The sequence below is a fragment of the Streptomyces sp. NPDC042201 genome (genome assembly GCF_055582185.1).
The window spans coordinates 789,361-811,674 of the sequence record NZ_JBVJDS010000001.1 but is presented as its reverse complement, the minus strand read 5'-3'; the positions used below and the strand labels follow the sequence as shown (position 1 = coordinate 811,674).

The window sequence follows — 22,314 nt, the reverse complement described above, 5'->3', positions numbered from 1 at the left end:
GATGAAGCCAAATCCCTTCCATATCCTCGGGCTTCCCGTGTCGGCGAGCGACGAGGACGTGGCCGAGCGCTTCCAGGAACTCGCCGTGATCGGAACCCAGGACGCGGGCGCGCTCGCCGAATGGGCCAAGGACGAGTTGATGGGCCGCCCGGAGAGGCGGGAGTTGCACGTCCTGCTGGAGGCGCCGGGCGCGGAGTACCGCGGCGAGCGGTGGGAGGACTTCGCCAGGCAGTACGGACGCCGTCCCGACACGTTCGACGGGCCGTCCGGGCGGCCGGAGGCGCCACGGGCGTCGGACTTCGACCTCGCCGCCGTGGCCCGGCTGCTGCTGGACGGGATGCTGACGCCGCCCACCGTCGACGTCCGCCCCGCCCTGGACAACGCGCCGGTGCCGCTGCGCCTGGAGCGGCCGCCGCTGGAGGTGCGTGATGTCCTCTTCGGCTGAGTTCCGCCCGAGCGTGACCGGGACCGGGACCGGGACCGGGACCGACTGGGACGAGTTCGAGGAGCGCCCGGTGCCGGAAGGGCTGGGCGGGCCGGAGCAGCCGGACCCCGTCAGCCCGGGCCGTGAGATGGCCGCCCTGCTCCAGCGGTACTGGTCCGACCTCCAGGACGAGAGCAACAGAGTGCAGAAGGAGACGGCGGCCGCGCGCAAGGTCCTCACCGAACTGGCCGTCCACGTCGCGCGGTTGGACGGCCTGCTGCGGGAGGCGGCCGGTCCGCTGGAGGCGGCGGGCGCCAAGTCGCTGAGCCGCCGTCTGCAGGTGGCCAGAAAACAGGTCCTCGAACCGCTGCACGCGATGGACATCACCACGCAGGACCCCACCGGCAAGCCCTACGAATCGGTCGCGGACGTCGTCGACATCACCGGGTGGCGTTACGGGCCCGAGTTCACCGCCGAGGTGGTCACGGAGACCGTGGAGCCGATCGTGCTCGACGGCGGCACGGTCGTACGGCTGGGACAAGTGATCATGGGCGCCCCGTCGAGCGCCGGACCGGAGGACAACGCATGACGCAGTACGTGAGCAAGGCCGTCGGGATCGACCTGGGGACCACCAACAGCGCGGTGGCGGTGATGAACCCGACGGACACCGACATCGTGATCCACCAGGACGGCATGAACGCCCGCACGACGCCGAGCTGCGTGTGGCGCAACCCGCGCAACGGCGAACTGGTCGTCGGGCGCAAGGCGTTCGCGAGGGTGGGCAGCGAGCCGGAGCCGATCACCTCCGTCAAACGCCTCATGGGATCACGCAGGACGGTGACCCTGGCGGGCGAGGAGCGCACCCCCGTCGAGATCTCGGCCGAGATCCTGCGGGAGATGAAGCGGCAGATCGAGCAGAGCGTGGCGGAGTTCGACACCCCGGACGTGCGCTGGGTGGTCGACCGCGCTGTCGTCACCGTACCCGCGTACTTCGACCAGCCGCAGATCGACGCCACCCGCAAGGCTGCGGAGAGCGCCGGCCTGCGAGTGGTGGACCTGCTGCACGAGCCGACGGCCGCCGCGAGCTACTACTGCTGGCGGACCGGCACCCGGGACGGCACCTTCCTGGTCTACGACCTCGGCGGCGGCACCTTCGACGTGAGCGTGGTGCGCTGCAAGGCGGCCGACTTCAAGGTGCTCGGGATCAGCGGCAACACCATGCTCGGCGGTGACGACATCGACACCGCGCTCGCCCGCAATCTCCAGCAGCTGATCCAGGACGACGACTGGGCGATGGACCTGGACCTGGAGAACGACGCGGAGGACCGGCTGCGCTTCCGGCGCCTGAAGTCCCTCGCGGAGTCGGTGAAGAAGGGGCTGTCGGACCGTACGGAGTTCATGCTCCGGGACTCCGGAGGGCTGACCGACAAGGACGGGCAGCGGGTCGTCATCGACACCGTGATGGAACGCGCGCAGCTGGAGAAGATCGCCCGGCCCATTCTGGAGCGTACCTTCCAGTACTGCGACGAGGCGCTCGAACAGGCGACCGCGGAGGCCGGGGTCACCCTGGCCGATGTGGACCAGATCATCCTGGCCGGCGGGTCCACCCACCTGCCGCTGGTCCAGGAGATGGTGAAGAGCCGGTTCTGCTCGCCCGCCCTCGGCTCCCCCGACCCCGGCTCGCCGCGCGCCAAGTGCACCGAACCGGTGTACGAGCAGGTGGACACGGTCGTCGCGCTGGGCGCCGCCGTGCGTGCGTCGGCGGTGGGCGGCCTGGACATCTTCAACGAGGAGCGGACGGTCCGGGTGGGCTTCCGCGGCACCGTGGTCACGGCCTCGGACCGTACGGTGGTCGGCGGGACGGTCGAGGCGCTCGACCCCGACCTCGATCTCGCCGGCGGCTCGGTGCGGCTCAGTACGGAGGAGTACGAGGACGAGGCGCAGCTCAAGCCGGGCGGCAGCTTCGCGTTCACCCGCATTCCCGTACAGCCGGACGCGCAGAGCCTGCTCACCGTCGAGGTGTTCGACGCCGACGGGGAGTTGCTGGCGACCGTAGGACGCACGGTCGTCCACGACCGTGCCGCCGCGGACAGGCCGGGGCGCAGTACGACCAGCGCGTCCATCAACGCCAAGCCGATCCTGCTGGAGGTGAACCGCGAGGGGCGGACGCAGCGCGACGTGCTGATCCCCGCGCTGCGGCCGCTGCCGTTCAAGGAGCGCTACGACTTCAGCCACCCCGGTGACACCGCCACCGTGGAGTTCCGGCTGTACCAGCAGGCCCGCCAGATCCAGGTCATCAAGGTGCCGGTGCCGTCCTCCACCCCCAGGGGCACGGTCATCGACCTCGATGTGGAGATGGACGTACACGCGCTCATCACGGTGCGCGGCTCCATCGGAGACCATCCGTTCGAGGCACTCGTCGAGGTGCCGCCGGAGGCCGAACTGCCGGGCGAGGCACAGGTGGCCGAGCTGATGCGCCGCTTCGAGCAGGGCGTCGAGTTCCTGCCGGTGGGCGAGCGGAACGTGAAGACGACCAGGATGGAGATGGCGCAGGGGGCCTTCACCGAGGCGCTCGAACGGGGCGAGAAAGCAGTCGCGAGCCACGAGTTCGAGCAGATGCAGGCGATCGTCGACTCCGTCGGCCAGCACCAGCCGGGGGATCTGCAGCCGCCCAGGGCGGACTTCGAGAAGCTCGTCAAGGACTGCGTGGAGCTCAACCGGTACGTGGCCACGTTCAGCGCCGAGGCCGAAGCCCCGCACGACGAACGGGAGATCGCCCAGGCCATCGAAGTCCAGCGGGACCAGGGCGAACGGACCCTGAGCGCCGGTGATCAGCGCTCGTACGCGGAGGTCATCACCCAGCTGCAGCACATCTTCGACCACCTCAGGACCCTGGCGTACCGGCAGCATCAGAAGGACCAGGGGCCGGTCGACGAGACCGAGATGGCCGTATCCCGGCTGCAGAGCGCCCAGGAGATGCTGAGCCAGGTACGTACGCAGGTCCAGGCATCCCGCACCGCCACGGCCGAACACCGCCAGGAGGTGGAGGACATCGGGCAGCGGCTCGCCGGCCTGCAGGTCCTCATCGCCCAGGACCCGCACCGGGTCCAGCAGGAGGCGGGGCAGGAACGCCAGCGTCTGATCCGGCTGAAGAACATCCTGATGGGTTCGCCCGACGACTCGGACGGCCCCGGCATCCCCGTGGCTGTCAAATGACGGCCGCGACGATGCCCGTCCGCTGCCCGGTGGCCCTGTGCCGCAAGGAGAACGCGTACGGGACGGAGGTCTGCGCGGGCTGCCGGACGCCCCTGTCCGGCTATGCGCGGCTGCACACCTACCCGGCGCACCTGTTCAACCAGGGGCTTGCCGCTGCGCGCGAGGGCCGCCTCGCCACCGCACGGGACTGCTTCGCCGCAGTGGTGCACTGGTGCCCGGGCGACACCGAGGCGCGCAACGCGCTGGCCCTGGCCGGCTTCCGGCTCGGTGACCGCGACGAGGCACACCGGCAGTGGACGGAGGTGCTGGATCGCAGACCGGGCGACCCGAAGGCGGCCCGGGGGCTCGCGGAACTCACAGAGCTCGCGGAACAGGCAGGGCTCGCCGAACCGGGTGGGACCAGCGAGCCCGGCGAGGTCAGCGAGGTCAGCGAGCCCGGTGAGGTCAGCGAGCCCGGCCCAGGGCCCTGATGAGCAGTTCGGGGTCGACCCCGAGCTTCCGCATCAGCTCGCGCCCCGACGACTCCTCGTCCTCGAGCAGGGCGAGGAGGATCGCGGTCTCGCCGACGCGACCGGACGAGGTGCGCCCGGCCGCGGTGCGCAGACGGGCCTGGTCCAGTACGTCATGGACACGGGGGGACAGGTCACGGCGCCGGGGGGTGAGCATCCCGGAGAGCCGCTGGAAGGCGCGCTCCCCGGCCGCCCCCTGCTCGTACATGCCGCGGCGCAGCACTTCGCTGCCGATCGCGCCGAAGGCGAGCAGGAGCGTGTAGGTGCCGATGACCTCGCCGCGCGTTTCGGCCAGCAGATTCGCGAGCCGCACGATGCCTACGGCGCTGCGGCTCAGGTCGTCCATCGACAGCCGCTCGTCGCCGTTCAGCGCCGCGGTGTCCGGGGCCACGGTGTCCGAGGCCGTGATGTCCTGGTCCGAGGCGTCCTGGTCAGAGGCGTCCGTCCCGGTGTCCGGCAGCAGCCGGGCCAGCGGAACCCCGCACAGTTCCAGCAGCCGGGCGGAGACGCCGCCGCCCACGGCGACGAAGGCCGCAGTGATGTCGGCCGTGGTGATGGTGTTCCTGCCGTCCGCGGCGGCGCGGGCGGCCGCGTCCGCGAACACGCGGTTGACGGTGTCGGACAGGACGCTGGCGCGCGCCGTACCAGTGCCGGAACCGCCGCCGTCCGTACCGGAGCCACCGTCCGTGCCGGGGCTGCCGCTGAGGACCTGGTGAATCACCTGGTCGAGAGCTTCCATGGCGTCCGCCCCGATGCTCTCCTCGATCCGCTGCCGGATGTCCGCCTCGCCGAGCAGCCCTTGCAGCAGATCGACCGACGCGACCCCGCCCCGGTCGGCGGCGGATGCGCGCACCCGCCGCATCAGCTTCTGAGCGTCGGGGGCGAGAGCGATCGTCAGGTCGTCGTCGGGCGGTTCAGGCGGCTGGGGGTGCCCCGTTGTCGCGTCCTTGGTGATGCCCGCGGCCGGGTCGCCGTACAGGATGAAGGACGCCCAGGCGGCGTCCGGCCGTTCACGGAGCGCGGTGCGGGCCGCCCGGACCGCGGCGCCGGCCGGCTCGCCCGCGAGCAGCCGTCCGTAGAACTCGGCGGCGAACTGCCAGGCGCCCTCATCGGCCACATCGGTGCGGGTACCGACGACGGTCTTCGCGCCCAGCACCATGAAGGACATGCACATGTTGGCCACTTCGCCCCCACCGGCGGAGGCACAGCCGTTGATGAAGGCCACCGGCGGCGCGCCACGCGACGAGAGGGCCTGCAGGACGACCTCGCCGAGCAGTTGACGGCCGTGCATCATCAGCCCGGTCGTGCCGGAGCCGGTCGCCACATGACCGCAGAAGTGGAAGAGATCGTACGGCGTCTCCTCCGAGGCCAGTTCCGTGACGACATCGAGCAGGGTGGCCTCCTGCCCCAGCAGCACCGTGCACTCGATGCCACGGCCGCGCAGCCACGCCGCGACCTTGGCCACCTCCTCGCGTGCGGAGGCAAGGTCACCGAGGGTGTCGCCCACGATCAGCGCGCGGCCGACCCGGCTGATGCTGCGCCCACCGACGACGGGGCGCTTGCCCATCAACCGGCGCCCGAGGTCATGCTTGAGGCCGAGGAAGTCCCCACCGTCGTGCAGCAGTTCCCACGGGACCTCCTGCTCGTTCGTACGCACCAGGATGGGGCCGGCCGACGCGCGCAGCCGGGTCACCAGCTCGGCCACATTGCCCTGTACACGCGGGAACAGCTGCTCGTAGAGCAGCTTGCCCCACTTGGCCAGCTCCTTGACCAGGCCGGGTTCCGGGCCCGATTCCCCGGCGGCCGCCTTCGTCAGGGCCTCGTCGATCCGGGTGCGGCAGCCCTTCACCAGTCCCGGGTCGACCTCGACCGTGTACTCCATTTCGAGCGGAGGACTGTCGCCGACGGTGCTGCCGATCCGCAGATCGTATTCATAGCGAACGGTCATGCCTTGTGCGGTGACCCGGACATTCAGCGTGGCCGCCTCGCTCATGACGGCGGACTGTGCCGCCGGACGAACGCCTCGACGAGCCGTTCCTCGGCGGCGGTGGAGGGCTGGATGATCTCCACCTGGTCGTCCCCCATGATCACCGTGATCGAAGTGACGCCACCGGTCCCGTCTGCCGCGCCCGTCCCACTTCCTGACGGGGCGTTACGTTCCCCGGTCAGCCAGCCCCGGATCGTGTCGATGATCAGGACCAGGGTTCCGGCCGAGCTCACCATGAGGGTGGCCACCTCGACCACACCGCCCGAGCGCCGTCCGGGCGCGGGCCGTGCGGCATAGACCGGCACAACCCGCGCGGCCCCGTCCTCGAACAGCTTCCGGCCCAGAGCGGCAGGCGCATCCGCTCGTACATCCCCGTTGAGGACCAGTTCGCACGCGAACCCCCCGTCGGGCTTCCGCTCCACCACGCACGACCTCCATCTTCTGCCCACAACCCTATGACGCACCGTCCCTGTACGGGAGTTCTTCGCCCACATGCGCCCCAGCCGAAAGAGCAAGCCCGCCCCCCGACCACCGACTCGTACGTCCGCTACAAAAGAGCAGGTCACAGCCGCGTAGTGCACTCCGACAACACCCAGTCAACCTCAACCTACGCATTGCGACACATAAAGCCCTGGTGTCCGTTCAGCCCGAATCCCAAGGCCAACAAAAAGAAGAAACCCCAGGTCACGGCGAGTGAGTCCTGGGGTTTCTCTGAGCCGCCTTCGGGATTCGAACCCGAGACCTACGCATTACGAGTGCGTTGCTCTGGCCAACTGAGCTAAGGCGGCGCGCTGTGTGCACCATGGTGCGATCAGCGGCGCGGCCAAGTCTACACAGTTTCCGGGGGTGCTCCGTACACGCCCGGCGTGGGGGGTTTCTCGCAGGTCAGGAGCACTTCTTGCCGTCGGTGGGGGGTGTGCCGCCGAGGAGGTAGGTGTTGATCGCCGTGTCGATGCAGTCGCTGCCGCGGCCGTAGGCCGTGTGGCCGTCGCCGTTGTAGGTGAGGAGCGTGCCGGTGGAGAGCTGGCCGGCCAGGGACCGGGCCCATTTGTAAGGGGTTGCCGGGTCGCGAGTGGTGCCGACCACGACGATCGGGGCCGCGCCCTTCGCTTCGATGCGGTGGGGGGAGCCGGTGGCCTTGGTGGGCCAGTAGGCGCAGTTCAGGGAGGCCCAGGCGAGGCCCTTGCCGAAGACCGGGGATGCCTGCTCGAAGGAGGGGAGCGCGGCGGTGACGTCGGAGGTGGTGGTGAAGGCGGGCGGGAGGTCCAGGCAGTTCACTGCGGAGTTGGCGAACATCAGGTTCGCGTACGAGCCGTCGCTCTCGCGCTCGTAGTACGAGTCGGCGAGGGCGAGAAGGCCGGCGCCGTCGCCGTCCATCGCGCTGGCGAGGGCCTCGCGGAGCTGGGACCAGGCGGACTCGTCGTACATCGCGGCGATCACACCGGTCGTGGCGAGGGACTCGCCCAGTGGGCGGGTCTCGCCGGTCGGGACGGGCTGGGCGTCCAGGTCCGTGAAGAAGGCCTTCATACGGGTGGAGATGTCGGCCGTGGATTTCGTGCCGAGGGGGCAGTCGGCGCGCTTGACGCAGTCCGCGGCGAAGGACTGGAAGGCGGTCTCGAAGCCGGCGGTCTGGTCGCGGTTCAGCTCGCGCGCCGGGAGGGAGGGGTCCATCGCGCCGTCGAGGACGAGGCGGCCGGTGCGCTTGGGGAACAGCTCGGCGTATGTGGCGCCGAGGAAGGTGCCGTACGACGCACCGACGTACGACAGCTTCTTGTCGCCCAGCACGGCGCGGAAGATGTCCATGTCGCGGGCCGTGTCGACCGTGGAGACATGCGGGAGGATCGCGCCGGACCGCTTCTGGCAGCCCTGGGCGAACTTCTTGAAGGACGCCGCCAGCCGCGAGGTCTCGGCTTGGTCGTCGGGTGTCTGGTCGACCTGGGTGTAGGCGTCCATGTCCTTGCCGCTGAGGCACTCGACGGGCTCGCTGCGGGCCACACCGCGCGGGTCGATGGCCGCCATGTCGTACTGGGCACGGACCGGGGCCGGGTAACCGATGGCCGCGTACCCCTGGAGGTAGCCGATGGCCGAGCCGCCGGGGCCGCCCGGGTTGACCAGGAGGGAGCCGAGGCGCTTGCCGGGGCCGGTGGCCTTCTTGCGGGCGACGGCCAGTTCGATCTCCGTCCCGTCAGGCTTCGCGTAGTCGAGCGGGGCCTTCATCGTGGCGCACTGGAAGTCAGGGCCTCCGCACGCGCGCCATCTGAGCTTTTGGCCGTAATACTTCTTCAGGGCGGCCGGATCCGCGGACACCGAGTCCGAAGCCGACGCGTCGGACGACGAACCGCCTGAGCTGCAGCCGGAGATCATCAGACCGGCCGCCACGAACGCGGTGGCGGAGATACGGAACAGGCGCCTGGTGTCCATTCAGGGAGCGTAGCCGCCGGATTGCGTGTGCCGCCTGTCCGTACTCGTATGGGTGAGTCAGCGCCGGATCAGCCCGCCCGCAGCGACACCGCCATCGACTCCACCGCCAGCAGCGGCGCCACATTGCGGTCCAGCGCCTGGCGGCAGGCGACGATCGCCTCTATCCGGCGCAGCGTCCGCTCCGGCGTCGAGGCACGGGCGATCCGGTCGAGCGCGTCCCGTACGTCCCCATTGGCGAGCGCGACCCGCGAGCCCAGCTGGAGGGCAAGTACGTCGCGGTAGAAGCCGGTCAGATCGGTCAGGGCAAGATCGAGGCTGTCCCGCTGCGTACGGGTGGAGCGGCGCTTCTGACGGTCGGCCAGCTCCTTCATCACACCCGCTGTGCCACGCGGCATCCGGCCGCCGGCCGACGCGCCGAGGGCGGCCTTCATGTCCTCGGTCTCCTTGACGTCGACGTCCTCGGCGACCTGCTTGGCGTCTTCCGTCGCGGCGTCGATCAGCTCCTGCGCCGCCTTGAGACAGCCGCCGATGTCGTCCACCCGCAGCGGCATCTTGAGAACGGTGGCACGGCGGGCCCGGGCCCGTTCGTCGGTGGCGAGGCGGCGGGCCCGGCCGATGTGTCCCTGGGTGGCACGGGCGGCGGCGTGGGCCGCGTCGGGCTCGATGCCGTCACGCCGAATCAGGACGTCGGCCACGGCCTCCATGGACGGAGTGCTCAGGACGAGATGGCGGCATCGGGAGCGGATCGTGGGCAGGACGTCCTCCAGAGAGGGCGCACAGAGCAGCCAGACCGTACGGGGCGCGGGCTCCTCCACCGCCTTCAGCAGGACATTCCCGGCGCCCTCGGTGAGGCGGTCGGCATCCTCCAGCACGATGACCTGCCACCGGCCGACGGCCGGCGAGAGCTGGGCGCGGCGGACCAGCTCACGGGTCTCCTTGACGCCGATGGAGAGCAGATCCGTGCGGATCACGTCGACGTCGGCATGCGTACCGATCAGGCTCGTGTGGCAGCCGTCGCAGAACCCGCAGCCCGGCTCGCCGCCGAGCGCGCGGTCCGGGCTGGTGCACTGCAGGGCGGCGGCGAAAGCGCGGGCCGCGGTGGAACGGCCGGAGCCCGGCGGGCCGGTGAACAGCCAGGCGTGCGTCATCCTCGACGCCTCGGGCGGGGCGGTGCCCGACGACGTGGCCGTCACGAGCGCGTCGGCGTCACGGGCGGCGGCGGAGAGCGTCAGCTGAATACGATCCTGTCCGACCAGGTCGTCCCATACGGTCATGCGCCGTCACCGCCTCCGTGCTCAGTTGATCCCCTGTGTGCGGATCCCGCCCGTGGATCCCATTGTGGGGCCGGGGTCTGACAGTCCGGCCCCACCGGCGCACACACGCCAACACCGGACGGATCTAGCGACGGCGCCTCGCGTTGCCGTTGCCGTTGTCGTCGCCGTCGTCGTGCGGTCCCAGCAGTTCGTCCGCCAGGCTCGGGAGGTCGTCGAGCGGAGTCTCCTCGGCCCAGTCCGAGCGACGGCGCGGGCGCTCCTGTTCACGCTCCGGCTCACGCTCGGGGTTGACCTGCGGCATCTCCCGGGTGCGGTCGTTGCCGCCACCCGCGGGCGGCGCCTGCGGAGCCTGGGCGTCCTCGCGGAAGAAACCCGGAGGCACACGGTCGGCCGGATCGGCGTTCCGTACGGGCGGGAGTACGGCGGTCTCGTCGGCCGCGCGTGCGTCCTTGGGATTCCCGCCACCGGAACCGGCGCCGGAACCGCCGCCGGAACGGTCGTCGTCCCGGTCCTCGTCCCGTACCGGCCGAAGCACCGTCGTCTCGTCGGTCGCTCGGTCGGGCACCTGCGGAATGACCGCCGTCCTGTCCGCATCGGATTCCTCGCTCCGCCGCCGCTCGTCGGGCCGTACCGCGGGAACCTCCTGCGTCACGTCGTCCGGAACAGCCGTCGGCTGCTGGACCGGCGTGGCGACCGTGATCTCGTTCGGCGAGAACGCCGGAGCAGCGGAAGCGCCCGCCGACTCCTCCGCGAGACGACGCGCCTCCTCGGCGCGGACCAGCGCCGCCTCCGCCTTGCGCTGCTTCTCGCGCCGCCGCTCCTCCGCCTCGGCGCGGAGCCTGGCCTCTTCCTGGGCCTGCCGCCTGAGGCGTGCCTGCTCCGCCTCGTGCGCCTGGTCCTCGGCCTCGCGCCGCCTGCGCTCCTCCTCGGCCAGCCGGCGCGCTTCCTCGGCCCGCTGCCTGGCCTCCTCCGCCTGCCGGTCGGCCTCGCGCTGCTGCGCCTCCTCCAGCTCGCGGCGCTTGCGGTCCTCCTCCTCGGCGCGGAGCTTGGCGAGCTGCGCCTCACGCTCGCGCTCCAGCCGCTCCTCCTCCGCCTTGCGCGCGGCCTCTTCCTCAGCCTTGCGGCGCGCTTCCTCGATGGCGGCCTTCCGCGCCTCTTCCTGGGCCCTCACTTCGTTTTCGGAGAGCGGCAGCAGCTGGTCGAGCCGGTGCCGTACGACCGTGGTGACCGCCTCCGGCTCCTGGCCGGCGTCCACGACGAGGTAGCGGGCGGGGTCGCCGGCGGCGAGGGTGAGGAAGCCGGACCGTACCCGCTGATGGAATTCCGCGGGCTCGGACTCCAGCCGGTCCGGAGCCTCGGTGAAGCGCTCGCGCGCCGTCTCCGGGGAGACGTCCAGCAGCACGGTGAGGTGCGGTACGAGACCGTCCGTCGCCCAGCGCGAGATACGGGCGATCTCGGTCGGCGAGAGATCACGGCCCGCACCCTGGTAGGCCACGGACGAGTCGATGTAGCGGTCGGAGATGACGATCGCACCGCGCTCCAGCGCCGGACGGACCACCGAGTCGACGTGCTCGGCGCGGTCCGCGGCGTACAGCAGGGCCTCGGCGCGGTTCGACAGACCCGCACTCGACACATCCAGCAGGATCGAACGGAGCCGCTTGCCGACCGGGGTGGCGCCCGGCTCGCGGGTCACAACGACTTCGTGGCCCTTGGCACGAATCCAGTCCGCCAGGGCCTCGACCTGGGTGGACTTGCCGGCGCCGTCGCCGCCTTCTATCGCGAGGAAGAAGCCGGTGCCGGCCGGGGCCTGCGCCGGGTCGGCTCCGCCACGCAGGGCGTCGCGCAGGTCGCGGCGCAGCGGTACGCCGGAACGGTCGTCCGTCTTGGCGAGAACGACCGCCGCGACCGGCAGCAACAGCGCGCCGACCAGCATCAGCGTGAAGGCCGCGCCGTCGTGCGCGAAGACGAAGTCGCCGTTGGCGAGGCGGTGCGGGCCGATGGCCGCGGCGACGAGGGGGGCGACGACGGCACCGAGGGCGACAAAGACCGTGACAACCGCGTGGAGGTGTTCCGTGACTCGGTCACGACGGTACTCCTCGGTCTCCAGGTCGATAAGAGAGTGTCCGGTACTCGCCGCGACCCCGGCCGTGAAGCCGGCGAACAGCGCGAGGAACAGTACGGTCGCCGTGTCCGGTACGAGGCCCATGGCGAGCAGCGCGATGCCGGTGACCGCGATGGCCAGCGCGAGCAGGCGTCGGCGGGACAGGGCGGGCAGCACCTTCGCGGCGCGGCGGATGCCGAGTCCCGTGCCCCCGGTCAGGGCGAGGACGAGCAGGGCGAAGGCGACGGGGCCGCCGCCGAGGTCCTTGGCCTGGAGTACGGAGACGGCCACGGCGGACGTGATCGCCGCGGCGATGGCGGCGCAGGCGAGGACGAGCAGCGGCACCGCGCCCGTACGGCCCTTGTCGCGGCCACCGCTGCCGCCGCGGTCGGCGGACGGCCGGCGCAGGCCCGCGAGCGGTGAACGCGGGCGGGGCGTGTGACCGTCGGGCAGTTCGAGGAAGTACAGGGTGGATACGGACGCGGCGAACAGCCCGGCCGCGACGTACGAGCCGAGGGCGGCCTGGTGCAGCGAGAACCACGGGATGGCCGTACCGAGCAGGTTTCCGATCAGGGTGGCCACAAGCAGGACCGCGGCCGCGGCGGGTACGGCGACGAAGGCCGTACGGAGCGAGAGGCGGCGCAGCGCGTCCAGGTGGTCGGGCAGCGGGCGTACCGCCGCGCCTTCCAGCGGCGGGGGCGGGAGCAGGGCCGGAGCGGCGCTCTCCCTGGCGACCGTCCAGAAGCGCTCGGCGACGCCGACGACGAAGACCGTGCTGAGGAGGATCGGGAGGGCGCGGTCGGGGGTCCAGTCGAGCCACAGCGGCGCGACGATGAGGAGCGCGAGGCGGAGTACGTCCGCGACGATCATCGTCCAGCGGCGGTCCAGGGGACCGCCGTCCTTGGCCGGCTTCTTGGACGCCTTGGCCTTCTTGGATGCCGTGGACGCGTTGGCCGTCGTGGCGCCCGCGGCATCGGCGTCGCCCGTCGTTTCCCCGGCCCCGGTGCCTGCACGCCTGCTACTCCCGGCGCTGGGCGCGATCAGCGCCGACAGCGGGCCGAGAAGTACGGCTCCGAACAGCAGCCCGGCAAGAATCCGGGCGCCGAACACCGCGGCGACGGCGAACGCCACTCCCCGGTATCCAGCACCGAATGAGCCCTCGGCAATCGCAGCCTGCAACGAAAGGAGCAGAAGCACGAGAACGGCGAGTACATCGCCGATGCCACCGACGAGCTGGGCTCCCCACAACCGCCGCAGCGGAGGGAGGCGCAACAGAGATCGTACGGCGCGCTCTCGTGAGTCTGCGGCAAGTGCGTCGGAGTCGGAGGTGGCGCTCACGACCGTTGGCTGCTCGGCTCGCGTCATTCGCCCAGCCTATCCGGAGCTGTTGGCTCCCTGGAGGCCCCGTCCGAACATACGGGCGCATGACGCCTGCGGCGGATGGGGCGGGGTTCGAACGGAATGATGGACGCGTCGGTCCAGCACCACGTCAGGACCACCGCACCCACACTCCCTGAGGAAGGTCGGGCTGGTCAGCACCGCGTTCGGCGGTGCCTTCCACGGGGGCGCGTTCCCCGCCCCTACTCGTCTACTCGTCCGACTTCTACTCGTCCGACTGCGCGGACGCCGCCGACTTCTTCGCGGTCGCCTTCTTGGCCGTCGTCGACTTGGCCGCCGTCTTCTTCGCCGTCGTCGTCTTCTTGGCCGTCGTCTTCTTCGCGACGGCCTTCTTCGCCGTCGTCGCCTTCTTCGCCGGGGCCTTCTTCGCCGTCTTCTTGGCGGGGGCCTTGGCGCGCTTCTCCGCGAGCAGTTCGTAACCCCGCTCCGGCGTGATCTCCTCGACGCTGTCGTCCGTCCGCAGTGTCGCGTTCGTCTCGCCGTCCGTGACATACGGACCGAAACGGCCGTCCTTCACCACGACCGGGCGCTCGCTCACCGGGTCCGTGCCCAGTTCCTTCAGCGGCGGCTTGGCCGCGGCCCGGCCACGCTGCTTGGGCTGGGCGTAGATCGCCAGCGCCTCGTCCAGCGTGATGTTGAAGAGCTGGTCCTCGGTCTCCAGCGACCGCGAGTCCGTGCCCTTCTTCAGATACGGGCCGTACCGGCCGTTCTGCGCGGTGATCTCCACGCCTTCGGCGTCCGCGCCGACCACACGCGGCAGCGACATCAGCTTGAGCGCGTCCGCGAGGGTGACCGTGTCCAGGGACATGGACTTGAAGAGGGAGGCGGTACGCGGCTTGACCGCGTTCTTGCCGGTCTTCGGGGTGCCGTCCGGGAGGATCTCGGTGACGTACGGTCCGTAGCGGCCGTCCTTCGCCACGATCTGGTTGCCGCTCTCCGGATCCGCGCCGAGCTCGAAGTCGCCGCTCGGCTTGGCCAGCAGCTCCTCCGCGTACTCGACGGTCAGCTCGTCGGGCGCCAGGTCCTCCGGCACATCGGCGCGCTGGTGGCCCTCTTCGTCCTTCTCACCGCGCTCGACGTACGGCCCGTACCGGCCGACGCGCAGCATGATGCCGTCCCCGACGGGGAACGAGGAGATCTCGCGCGCGTCGATCGCGCCGAGGTCCGTGACCAGTTCCTTGAGGCCCCCGAGGTGGTCGCCGTCGCCGTTCCCCGCGCCCGACGCGGCGCCCGCGTTGTCGTCGCCCTCGCCGAAGTAGAAACGCCTCAGCCACGGCACGGCCTTGGCCTCGCCCCGCGCGATGCGGTCGAGGTCGTCCTCCATCCTGGCCGTGAAGTCGTAGTCGACCAGCCGGCCGAAGTGCGTCTCCAGCAGATTGACCACGGCGAAGGAGAGGAAGGACGGGACGAGCGCCGTGCCCTTCTTGAAGACATAGCCGCGGTCGAGGATGGTGCCGATGATCGAGGCGTACGTCGACGGACGGCCGATCTCGCGCTCTTCCAGCTCCTTGACCAGCGAGGCTTCGGTGTAGCGGGCGGGCGGCTTGGTGGCGTGGCCGTCGACCGAGAGCTCCTCGGCGGAGAGCGCGTCGCCCTCGGCGACCTGCGGCAGCCGGCGCTCGCGGTCGTCCAGCTCCGCGTTCGGATCGTCCGCGCCTTCGACGTACGCCTTCATGAAGCCGTGGAAGGTGATCGTCTTGCCGGAGGCGGAGAATTCCGCGTCCCGCCCGTCGGCGGAGCGGCCGCCGATCTTGACGGTGACGCTGTTGCCGACCGCGTCCTTCATCTGGGAGGCGACGGTCCGCTTCCAGATCAGCTCGTAGAGCCTGAACTGGTCGCCGGTCAGACCGGTCTCCGCCGGAGTGCGGAAACGGTCGCCCGAGGGACGGATCGCCTCGTGCGCCTCCTGCGCGTTCTTGACCTTGCCGGCGTACGTGCGCGGCTTGTCCGGCAGATAGCTCGCGCCGTACAACTGCGTGACCTGCGCCCGGGCCGCCGAGACCGCGGTGTCCGAGAGGGTGGTCGAGTCCGTACGCATATAGGTGATGAAGCCGTTCTCGTACAGCTTCTGCGCGACCTGCATCGTGGACTTCGCGCCGAAGCCCAGCTTGCGCGCGGCCTCCTGCTGGAGGGTCGTCGTACGGAAGGGGGCGTACGGGGAGCGGCGGTACGGCTTGGACTCGACCGAGCGTACGGAGAAGGAAGCGTTCTCCAGAGCGGCGGCGAGGGCCCGTGCGGCGGCTTCGTCCAGGTGCAGGACCTGGTCGGACTTGAGCCGGCCGTCGGAGCCGAAGTCGCGGCCCTGGGCGACACGGCGGCCGTCGACCGAGTTCAGCCGGGCGACCAGCGAGGACGGGTCGGAGGCGTCACCGGCGCGGCCGGTGGAGAACGTGCCGGTCAGGTCCCAGTACTCGGCGGAGCGGAAGGCGATGCGCTCGCGCTCCCGCTCGACGACGAGACGGGTGGCGACGGACTGGACGCGGCCGGCGGAGAGGCCACGCATGACCTTCTTCCACAGGACCGGCGAGACCTCGTAGCCGTACAGGCGGTCGAGGATACGGCGGGTTTCCTGGGCGTCGACCATGCGCGTGTTGAGCTCGCGCGGGTTGGCGACGGCGGCCCGGATCGCGTCCTTGGTGATCTCGTGGAAGACCATCCGGTGGACCGGGACCTTGGGCTTGAGGACTTCCTGCAGATGCCACGCGATGGCTTCGCCCTCGCGGTCCTCATCGGTGGCGAGGTAGAGCTCGTCGGATTCGGCCAGCAGCTCCTTGAGCTTTCTGACCTGGGCCTTCTTATCGGCGTTGACGACATAGATCGGCTGGAAGTCGTGTTCGACGTCCACACCCAGGCGACGGACCTCGCCGGTGTACTTCTCGGGCACCTCGGCGGCGCCGTTCGGGAGGTCGCGGATGTGCCCGACGCTTGCCTCGACGACGTAACCAGGGCCGAGATAGCCCTTGATCGTCTTCGCCTTGGCGGGCGACTCGACGATGACGAGTCGGCGGCCGCCGTGTGCGGTCTCGCTGGTCGGGGACAACTTCGCTCTTCTCTCCGGTCGACACTCGGTGGGCCCGTACGGCAGTACGGCACGGCACGGCGGGGCGCGGTACGGCCCAGCGATGACGCTGCTTCGCTGCGGAGTGTGACGGTACAACCCGCCCCCGTGTCAAACGGCAAAAGCCCGCAACGGCCACTCGAACGGTAACCCGACTCCAGGCATTCCTGCCGCCCGGACCCCTGTGCCCGCCGCGTCGGACCGGGCCCGCGGTGATTCCGCCAGGGGCGCGGAGATGGCCGGGCGGCGGGGCCCCTCGACGCGTCCGCCGCAGGTCCGGCGGGTGTGGGGCGCCGTTCGGAGGCCCGGTCGATCATGGCCCGGGGTTCCGGTCCGGCCTCGGGAAGCGCGAATCAGATACGACCGAAGCACCAGACGCCGAGAGCGAGAAAGACCACGCCCGAGAGTGTCGCGAGCGTGATGGACGCCGCGGGCCGCACTCCGTGGGCCACCGGGGCGCGGTGCAGGACACGCGCTCCCGTCCACAGCAGCAGCCCGGCACCGAACAGCGCGAACGCCGTTCCCGCGAAGATCGCTGGTCCGCTCTCCATGCCCGTACCTCGTCCATTCCGTGGCACCCGTTCCGGGGCGCCGAGAATTGAGGAGGCCGAGGCTGGCACCTCGGGGCGTCACCAGCGCGAATTCCGGGTGAACGCCGCGCACGGGTTCACCCGCGCACCTACACCCGCACACCGGACCGGAGCGTTGTCCCGCCGACCGCTCCGCTGCCCGCTGTCACCGCGCGGCGGGCACCGGTTCCAGGAAACCCTCCTCCACCAGCAACCGGATCGCCTGCGGCGTGCGGTCGCGGAGCAGCACCGGGTCCTCCCCCATCAGTTGGCCGATCGCGTCCAGGATCCGCCCGGCGCTCAGTGTGCCGTCGCAGACCCCCGCGAACCCCGCGCCGACCGTGTCGACCTTCGTGGCCCGCCGCATGCCGCGGTTCTGACGGAGCACCACATGCTCCGGGTCCTCCGCGCCCGGCAGTCCGACCTGCTCCTGGACGACCTCCGAAGCCAGGACGAAATGGTCGGCGAGGAGCGCCGCGTCGTCGTGCGTGCGCAGATAGTCCTGCCGGTCGAAGTGGGCCCGTACGGTCTCGCCGAGCGGCTGTTCCACCGGATGCGGCCACTCCTCCACGACGATCGACGGCTGTCCGGCGGCCGACTTCCTGAGCGTGATCCAGCCAAAGCCGACCGCCTTGGTCTTACGGGCCTCGAACTCGTCCAGCCATGCTTCGTACCGCGCGGCGTACGTCTCCGGGTCGGTCCGGTGGTCACCGCTGTCCCGCAGCCACAGCTCGGCGTACTGCGTCACGTCCTGGACCTCACGCTGCACGATCCAGGCGTCGCACCCCTGCGGCACCCACGAACGCAGCCGCTCCTGCCACTCCTCCCCCTCCACGTGCTGCCAGTTGGCGAGGAAATGCGCGAACCCGCCCTCGTTGAGCCGCTGCCCCGCCTGCTGGACGAGCGTGCGGCACAGATCGTCGCCGCCCATCCCGCCGTCCCGGTAGGTGAGCCGGGCAGTGGGCGAGATGACGAACGGCGGGTTGGAGACGATCAGGTCGTACGTCTCGTCCCCCACCGGCTCGAAGAGCGAGCCCTCGTGCAGCTCGGCCGCGGGCACATCGGAGAGGGCCAGGGTCAGCCGGGTGAAGTCGAGCGCCCGCGGATTCAGATCGGTGGCGGTGACCCGCGTGGCGTTCTCGGCGGCGTGCAGCGCCTGGATGCCGGAACCGGTGCCGAGATCGAGCGCCGTCCCGACGGGCGTACGTACGGTGATCCCGGCCAGGGTCATCGAGGCCCCGCCGATGCCGAGCACCACCCCCTCGTCATGGCCGCTCGCGCCTCCGGCACCGCCGACGGCGCAGCCCAGGTCGGAGACGATGAACCAGTCCTGCCCCTCGGGGCCCCCGAACGGCCGTACATCCACCGTCGCGCGGACCTCCTCGCCGTCCCGCTCGACCCAGCCGTCGGCCAGCGCCTCGTCCAGCGGCAGGGCGGCTCCCGCCCGCTCGTGCGGGACCGGCCGCTGGAGCAGGAAGAGCCGCACGAGCGTTTCGAGCGGGGTGTCGCCGCGGGTGGCGCGCAGGGCGGGCACGGTCTCGCTGCGGGCCAGCGCGGCGTAGGCGGGTGCGCCGAGCAGGTCGAGTAGGCCGTCGGCGGTGAAGTCCGCGGCGAGCAGGGCCGCACGGAGTCGGGGCGAGTGGTCGGGCGCGGGAAGGCTGGTCGTACTCACCTGCCCATTGTGGGGGCTCCCACTGACAACGGCCTGCGGCCCGGCACCCGTTTCGGGGTATCGGGCCGCAGTACCGCGTTCGAGAGCGTCCGAGAGCGGATGCCGTGGATCGCCACGCCGGGCGACGGCAACGGTTACGGCGCAGAGCCGTCGGGTGCTGCCGGACCCGTCACGATCAGCTGCCGGCCGACGGGGTAGCGGCCGCGCCGCCCGCCGACTGCGGCGGCTTCTGGCAGCCGGTCTGCTTCGCCATCGCCTTGCCCACGTCCCCTGACTGGAGCTTCTGGAGTGCCTGGTCACCGCTCTTGCTGAGCTTGTCCAGCTCGTCCGCGACGCCCTTCAGTCCGTCGGCGAACTTCGCCTGGTCCTTGGTGTCGAGCGCGTCCACCTTCGACTTGAGGTCCGCGTACGACGCCGCAGTGGAGTTGAGCTCCTTGACCGCCTCCTGCTGGGTCTTCTCGCCCTCAGTGACGGGCGGCGCCCCCGCGCTGTCCACGGCGGAACCCAGCGCCTTGTAGGCGCCGGAAATGGACTGGAAGGCCGCGGAGTCGGTCTCCTGGACCGCAGCGGGCTTGCTGCTGTCCGAGGTCGCCTGCTGGATGGAGGTATTGGCACCCGCGATCTTCGTCAGCTCGGGCTGGACCTGGTCACAGACCTTCTTGGCCCAGTCGTTCACTCGGCTGTTGCTGTCATCGCCGCTGCAGCCAGACAGCGCCATGAGCAGTACGGCACCGCCGGACAGCGCGGCCACAAGCTTCTTGTTCACCGGATTGGTCCCTTCCAAGGCTCTCGGCCCCGGAACTTACACGCCAAGTGGGCGACAACCATGCGCGGGACGTCCGGTTCATGGGCTATTGAAGCCATTTGCACCAAGGGAGAGACACCTCACGCTCGCCTCGCGACGCTTTGAGCCCGCCGCGCGACCCCTGGAGCACCGGCGAGCGGGCGGCGCGTCGATCCACGCCGCCCACCCCCCGCTGTCACGGATGCCGGCCTGGCGTCAGGAAGCCACCACCGGGTCGGGCGACTCCTTGGTCCCGCCGCCGGAATCGTCTCCTCCGTCGTCGCCCCCGCCGTCCACGGTGACCGAGCGCCGTTTGGAGACGTACACCGCGCCGATGATGACGGCCAGGGCGAGGACCGCCACCAGCGCGCGGAGGCCGGCGCTGGCGTCGCTCCCGTAGCTGAACTGCACGACCGCCGGGGCGATGAGCAGCGCGACCAGGTTCATCACCTTCAGCAGCGGGTTGATGGCGGGGCCCGCCGTGTCCTTGAACGGGTCGCCGACGGTGTCGCCGATGATCGTGGCGGCATGGGCCTCGCTGCCCTTGCCGCCGTGGTGACCGTCCTCGACCAGCTTCTTGGCGTTGTCCCAGGCGCCTCCGGAATTGGCGAGGAAGACCGCCATCAGAGTCCCGGTGGCGATGGCGCCGGCGAGGAACGAACCGAGCGCTCCGACACCGAGCGCGAAGCCCACCGCGATCGGCGTGAGAACGGCGAGCAGACCCGGGGTGGCCAGCTCACGGAGCGCGTCCTTGGTACAGATGTCGACGACGCGGCCGTACTCCGGCTTCTCGGTGTAGTCCATGATCCCGGGGTGCTCGCGGAACTGCCGCCGCACCTCGTAGACCACAGCGCCGGCCGACCGCGAGACCGCGTTGATCGCCAGCCCCGAGAAGAGGAAGACGACCGCGGAGCCGAGGATCAGCCCCACCAGATTGTTGGGCTGGGAGATGTCCAGACTGAGCGTCAGCCCGTTGGCCCTGGTTCCCACGTCCGCGACGGCCGTGGCGATGGCGTCGCGGTACGAGCCGAAGAGCGCCGCCGCGGCGAGTACGGCCGTAGCGATGGCGATGCCCTTGGTGATGGCTTTCGTCGTGTTGCCGACGGCGTCGAGGTCGGTGAGCACCTGAGCGCCCGCGCCCTGGACGTCGCCGGACATCTCGGCGATGCCCTGGGCGTTGTCGGAGACCGGGCCGAAGGTGTCCATGGCGACGATGACGCCGACGGTGGTCAGCAGGCCGGTACCCGCCAGGGCCACCGCGAAGAGGGCGAGCATGATCGACGTACCGCCGAGCAGGAACGCCCCGTACACCGCGAGACCGATCAGCAGCGCGGTGTAGACCGCGGACTCCAGACCGATGGCGACGCCCGCGAGGACGACGGTGGCGGGGCCGGTCAGGGCGGACTTGCCGATGTCCCTGACCGGGCGCCGGGTGGTCTCGGTGAAGTAGCCGGTGAGCTGCTGGATCAGGGCCGCTAGCACGATCCCGATGGCGACCGCGAGCAGCGCGAACACCCTCGGATCACCGCCGTGCGTGAGAATCGACTCCTCGGTGACCCCGTCCAGCTCGGCGTACGAGGACGGCAGGTAGACGAAGGCCGCCACGGCCACCAGGGCGAGCGAGATCACCGCGGAGATGAAGAATCCGCGGTTGATGGCGCTCATCCCGCTGCGGTCGGCGCGTCGCGGGGCGACGGCGAAGATGCCGATCATCGCGGTGACCACACCGATCGCGGGAACGATCAGCGGGAACGCGAGCCCGAAGTCCCCGAACGCCGCCTTGCCGAGGATCAGCGCGGCGACGAGCGTCACGGCGTACGACTCGAAGAGGTCGGCCGCCATGCCCGCGCAGTCGCCGACGTTGTCGCCCACGTTGTCGGCGATGGTCGCGGCGTTGCGCGGGTCGTCCTCGGGGATGCCCTTCTCCACCTTGCCGACCAGGTCGGCGCCGACGTCGGCGGCCTTGGTGAAGATGCCGCCGCCGACACGCATGAACATGGCGATCAGCGCGGCGCCGAGCCCGAAGCCCTCCAGGACCTTGGGGGCGTCGGCGGCGTAGACGAGGACCACGCAGGAGGCACCGAGCAGGCCGAGGCCCACCGTGAACATGCCGACCACGCCACCCGTACGGAATGCGATCTTCATCGCCTTGTGCGCGGCGAGCATTGAGCCGGCCCGGCCGTCGGGGGACGTCAGATCCTTTTCCTGGCCGTCTTCCGCCGACGTCGCCTCGCGCGCGGCCGCGGCCACTCGCACATTGCTGCGTACGGCCAGACGCATGCCGATGTAACCGGTGGCCGCCGAGAAAAGCGCACCCACCAGGAAAAACAGCGAACGTCCGGCGCGCTGCGACCAGTTATCGGCCGGAAGCAGCATCAGCAGGAAGAACACCACGACGGCAAAGACGCCGAGGGTGCGCAACTGCCTGGCCAGATAGGCATTCGCGCCTTCCTGTACGGCTGCCGCGATCTCTTTCATGGAATCGGTGCCCTCGTCGGCCGCCAGTACCTGACGCACCAGCAGCTGGGCGACGAGCAGCGCCGCCAGCGCGACGACCGCGATGACGATCACGATCAGCCGGTTGCCGTCCGTGAGTATCGCGGCCGCGAGAGAAGTGGGGTGCTCGGACAGTTGTGGATGGAAGTATCCCGCCATTCGTCCTCCTTGACGCTCAGCGCTCAAGATGGACGGATTGTAGGGAGCGGAGCCTGATCAAAACAGAGCACGCCACATGTAATTGACCTTGACTTATTGGTCAGCAAATGATCGCACCCTGAAAATCATTCCGGAAATGACCTCGGAATGAGTAATGGGATAAACGCATTGATAGGTGATCGACGATCTACGGAAATAAGAAAGGCCCTGCTCAGCAGGGCCTTTCTTAAAAATTGATCACCCGTT

At 70.3% G+C, this 22,314-nt stretch carries 14 protein-coding genes and 1 tRNA gene; 4 read left to right on the top strand and 11 right to left on the bottom strand.

What is annotated here, in order from left to right; translation table 11 throughout:
- Position 1: 1 nt before the first annotated feature.
- From ACZ6MZ_RS03505 to ACZ6MZ_RS03490, 4 genes are read left to right on the top strand one after another with little or no spacing between them, the layout of a single operon-like run.
- Entirely contained in the window at positions 2-445 is a 444-nt protein-coding gene (locus ACZ6MZ_RS03505; RefSeq protein ID WP_469349548.1) for a hypothetical protein, read from the top strand.
- Positions 429-1,013: a hypothetical protein gene (locus ACZ6MZ_RS03500; protein WP_469349547.1), complete on the top strand. Its 585-nt coding sequence runs from the start codon at positions 429-431 to the stop codon at positions 1,011-1,013. Before ACZ6MZ_RS03505 ends, ACZ6MZ_RS03500 begins: the two co-directional genes overlap by 17 nt.
- Positions 1,010-3,640, top strand: coding sequence for an Hsp70 family protein (locus tag ACZ6MZ_RS03495; protein ID WP_469349545.1), 2,631 nt, complete (start codon positions 1,010-1,012; stop codon positions 3,638-3,640). The genes ACZ6MZ_RS03500 and ACZ6MZ_RS03495 overlap by 4 nt, the downstream gene beginning before the upstream one ends.
- Positions 3,637-4,110: a hypothetical protein gene (locus tag ACZ6MZ_RS03490; protein WP_469349543.1), complete on the top strand. Its 474-nt coding sequence runs from the start codon at positions 3,637-3,639 to the stop codon at positions 4,108-4,110. The genes ACZ6MZ_RS03495 and ACZ6MZ_RS03490 overlap by 4 nt, the downstream gene beginning before the upstream one ends.
- On the opposite strand, the gene ACZ6MZ_RS03485 is transcribed toward ACZ6MZ_RS03490, so the two are convergent.
- The 11 genes from ACZ6MZ_RS03485 to ACZ6MZ_RS03435 all read right to left on the bottom strand — a co-directional run bounded on the left by ACZ6MZ_RS03485 (position 4,085) and on the right by ACZ6MZ_RS03435 (position 22,068).
- A complete protein-coding gene (locus ACZ6MZ_RS03485; RefSeq protein WP_469349542.1) occupies positions 4,085-6,142 on the bottom strand; it encodes a CHAT domain-containing protein in 2,058 nt (685 codons plus the stop codon). The two genes, ACZ6MZ_RS03490 and ACZ6MZ_RS03485, sit on opposite strands and share 26 nt — an antisense overlap.
- Positions 6,139-6,561: a hypothetical protein gene (locus ACZ6MZ_RS03480; protein WP_469349540.1), complete on the bottom strand. Its 423-nt coding sequence runs from the start codon at positions 6,559-6,561 to the stop codon at positions 6,139-6,141. Before ACZ6MZ_RS03480 ends, ACZ6MZ_RS03485 begins: the two co-directional genes overlap by 4 nt.
- A 289-nt stretch (positions 6,562-6,850) precedes the next feature.
- Positions 6,851-6,924, bottom strand: a tRNA-Thr gene (locus ACZ6MZ_RS03475).
- A gap of 97 nt (positions 6,925-7,021) precedes the next feature.
- Positions 7,022-8,557 (bottom strand): alpha/beta hydrolase, encoded by a 1,536-nt coding sequence (locus tag ACZ6MZ_RS03470; RefSeq protein WP_469349538.1) that lies wholly within the window; start codon positions 8,555-8,557, stop codon positions 7,022-7,024.
- Between the two features lie 68 nt (positions 8,558-8,625).
- Positions 8,626-9,831 (bottom strand): DNA polymerase III subunit delta', encoded by a 1,206-nt coding sequence (locus tag ACZ6MZ_RS03465; RefSeq protein WP_469349536.1) that lies wholly within the window; start codon positions 9,829-9,831, stop codon positions 8,626-8,628.
- A 124-nt stretch (positions 9,832-9,955) separates the two neighbouring features.
- A complete protein-coding gene (gene tmk / locus ACZ6MZ_RS03460; RefSeq protein WP_469349535.1) occupies positions 9,956-13,297 on the bottom strand; it encodes a dTMP kinase in 3,342 nt (1,113 codons plus the stop codon).
- Between the two features lie 238 nt (positions 13,298-13,535).
- Entirely contained in the window at positions 13,536-16,370 is a 2,835-nt protein-coding gene (gene topA / locus ACZ6MZ_RS03455; protein ID WP_389783066.1) for a type I DNA topoisomerase, read from the bottom strand.
- A 371-nt stretch (positions 16,371-16,741) separates the two neighbouring features.
- A complete protein-coding gene (locus tag ACZ6MZ_RS03450; protein WP_389678306.1) occupies positions 16,742-16,939 on the bottom strand; it encodes a hypothetical protein in 198 nt (65 codons plus the stop codon).
- Positions 16,940-17,123: 184 nt separating this feature from the next.
- Positions 17,124-18,629: a DUF7059 domain-containing protein gene (locus tag ACZ6MZ_RS03445; RefSeq protein WP_469349533.1), complete on the bottom strand. Its 1,506-nt coding sequence runs from the start codon at positions 18,627-18,629 to the stop codon at positions 17,124-17,126.
- A 175-nt stretch (positions 18,630-18,804) separates the two neighbouring features.
- Positions 18,805-19,395, bottom strand: coding sequence for a small secreted protein (locus tag ACZ6MZ_RS03440; protein ID WP_384179658.1), 591 nt, complete (start codon positions 19,393-19,395; stop codon positions 18,805-18,807).
- A gap of 234 nt (positions 19,396-19,629) precedes the next feature.
- Positions 19,630-22,068, bottom strand: coding sequence for a sodium-translocating pyrophosphatase (locus ACZ6MZ_RS03435; protein WP_469349531.1), 2,439 nt, complete (start codon positions 22,066-22,068; stop codon positions 19,630-19,632).
- Positions 22,069-22,314: the final 246 nt, after the last annotated feature.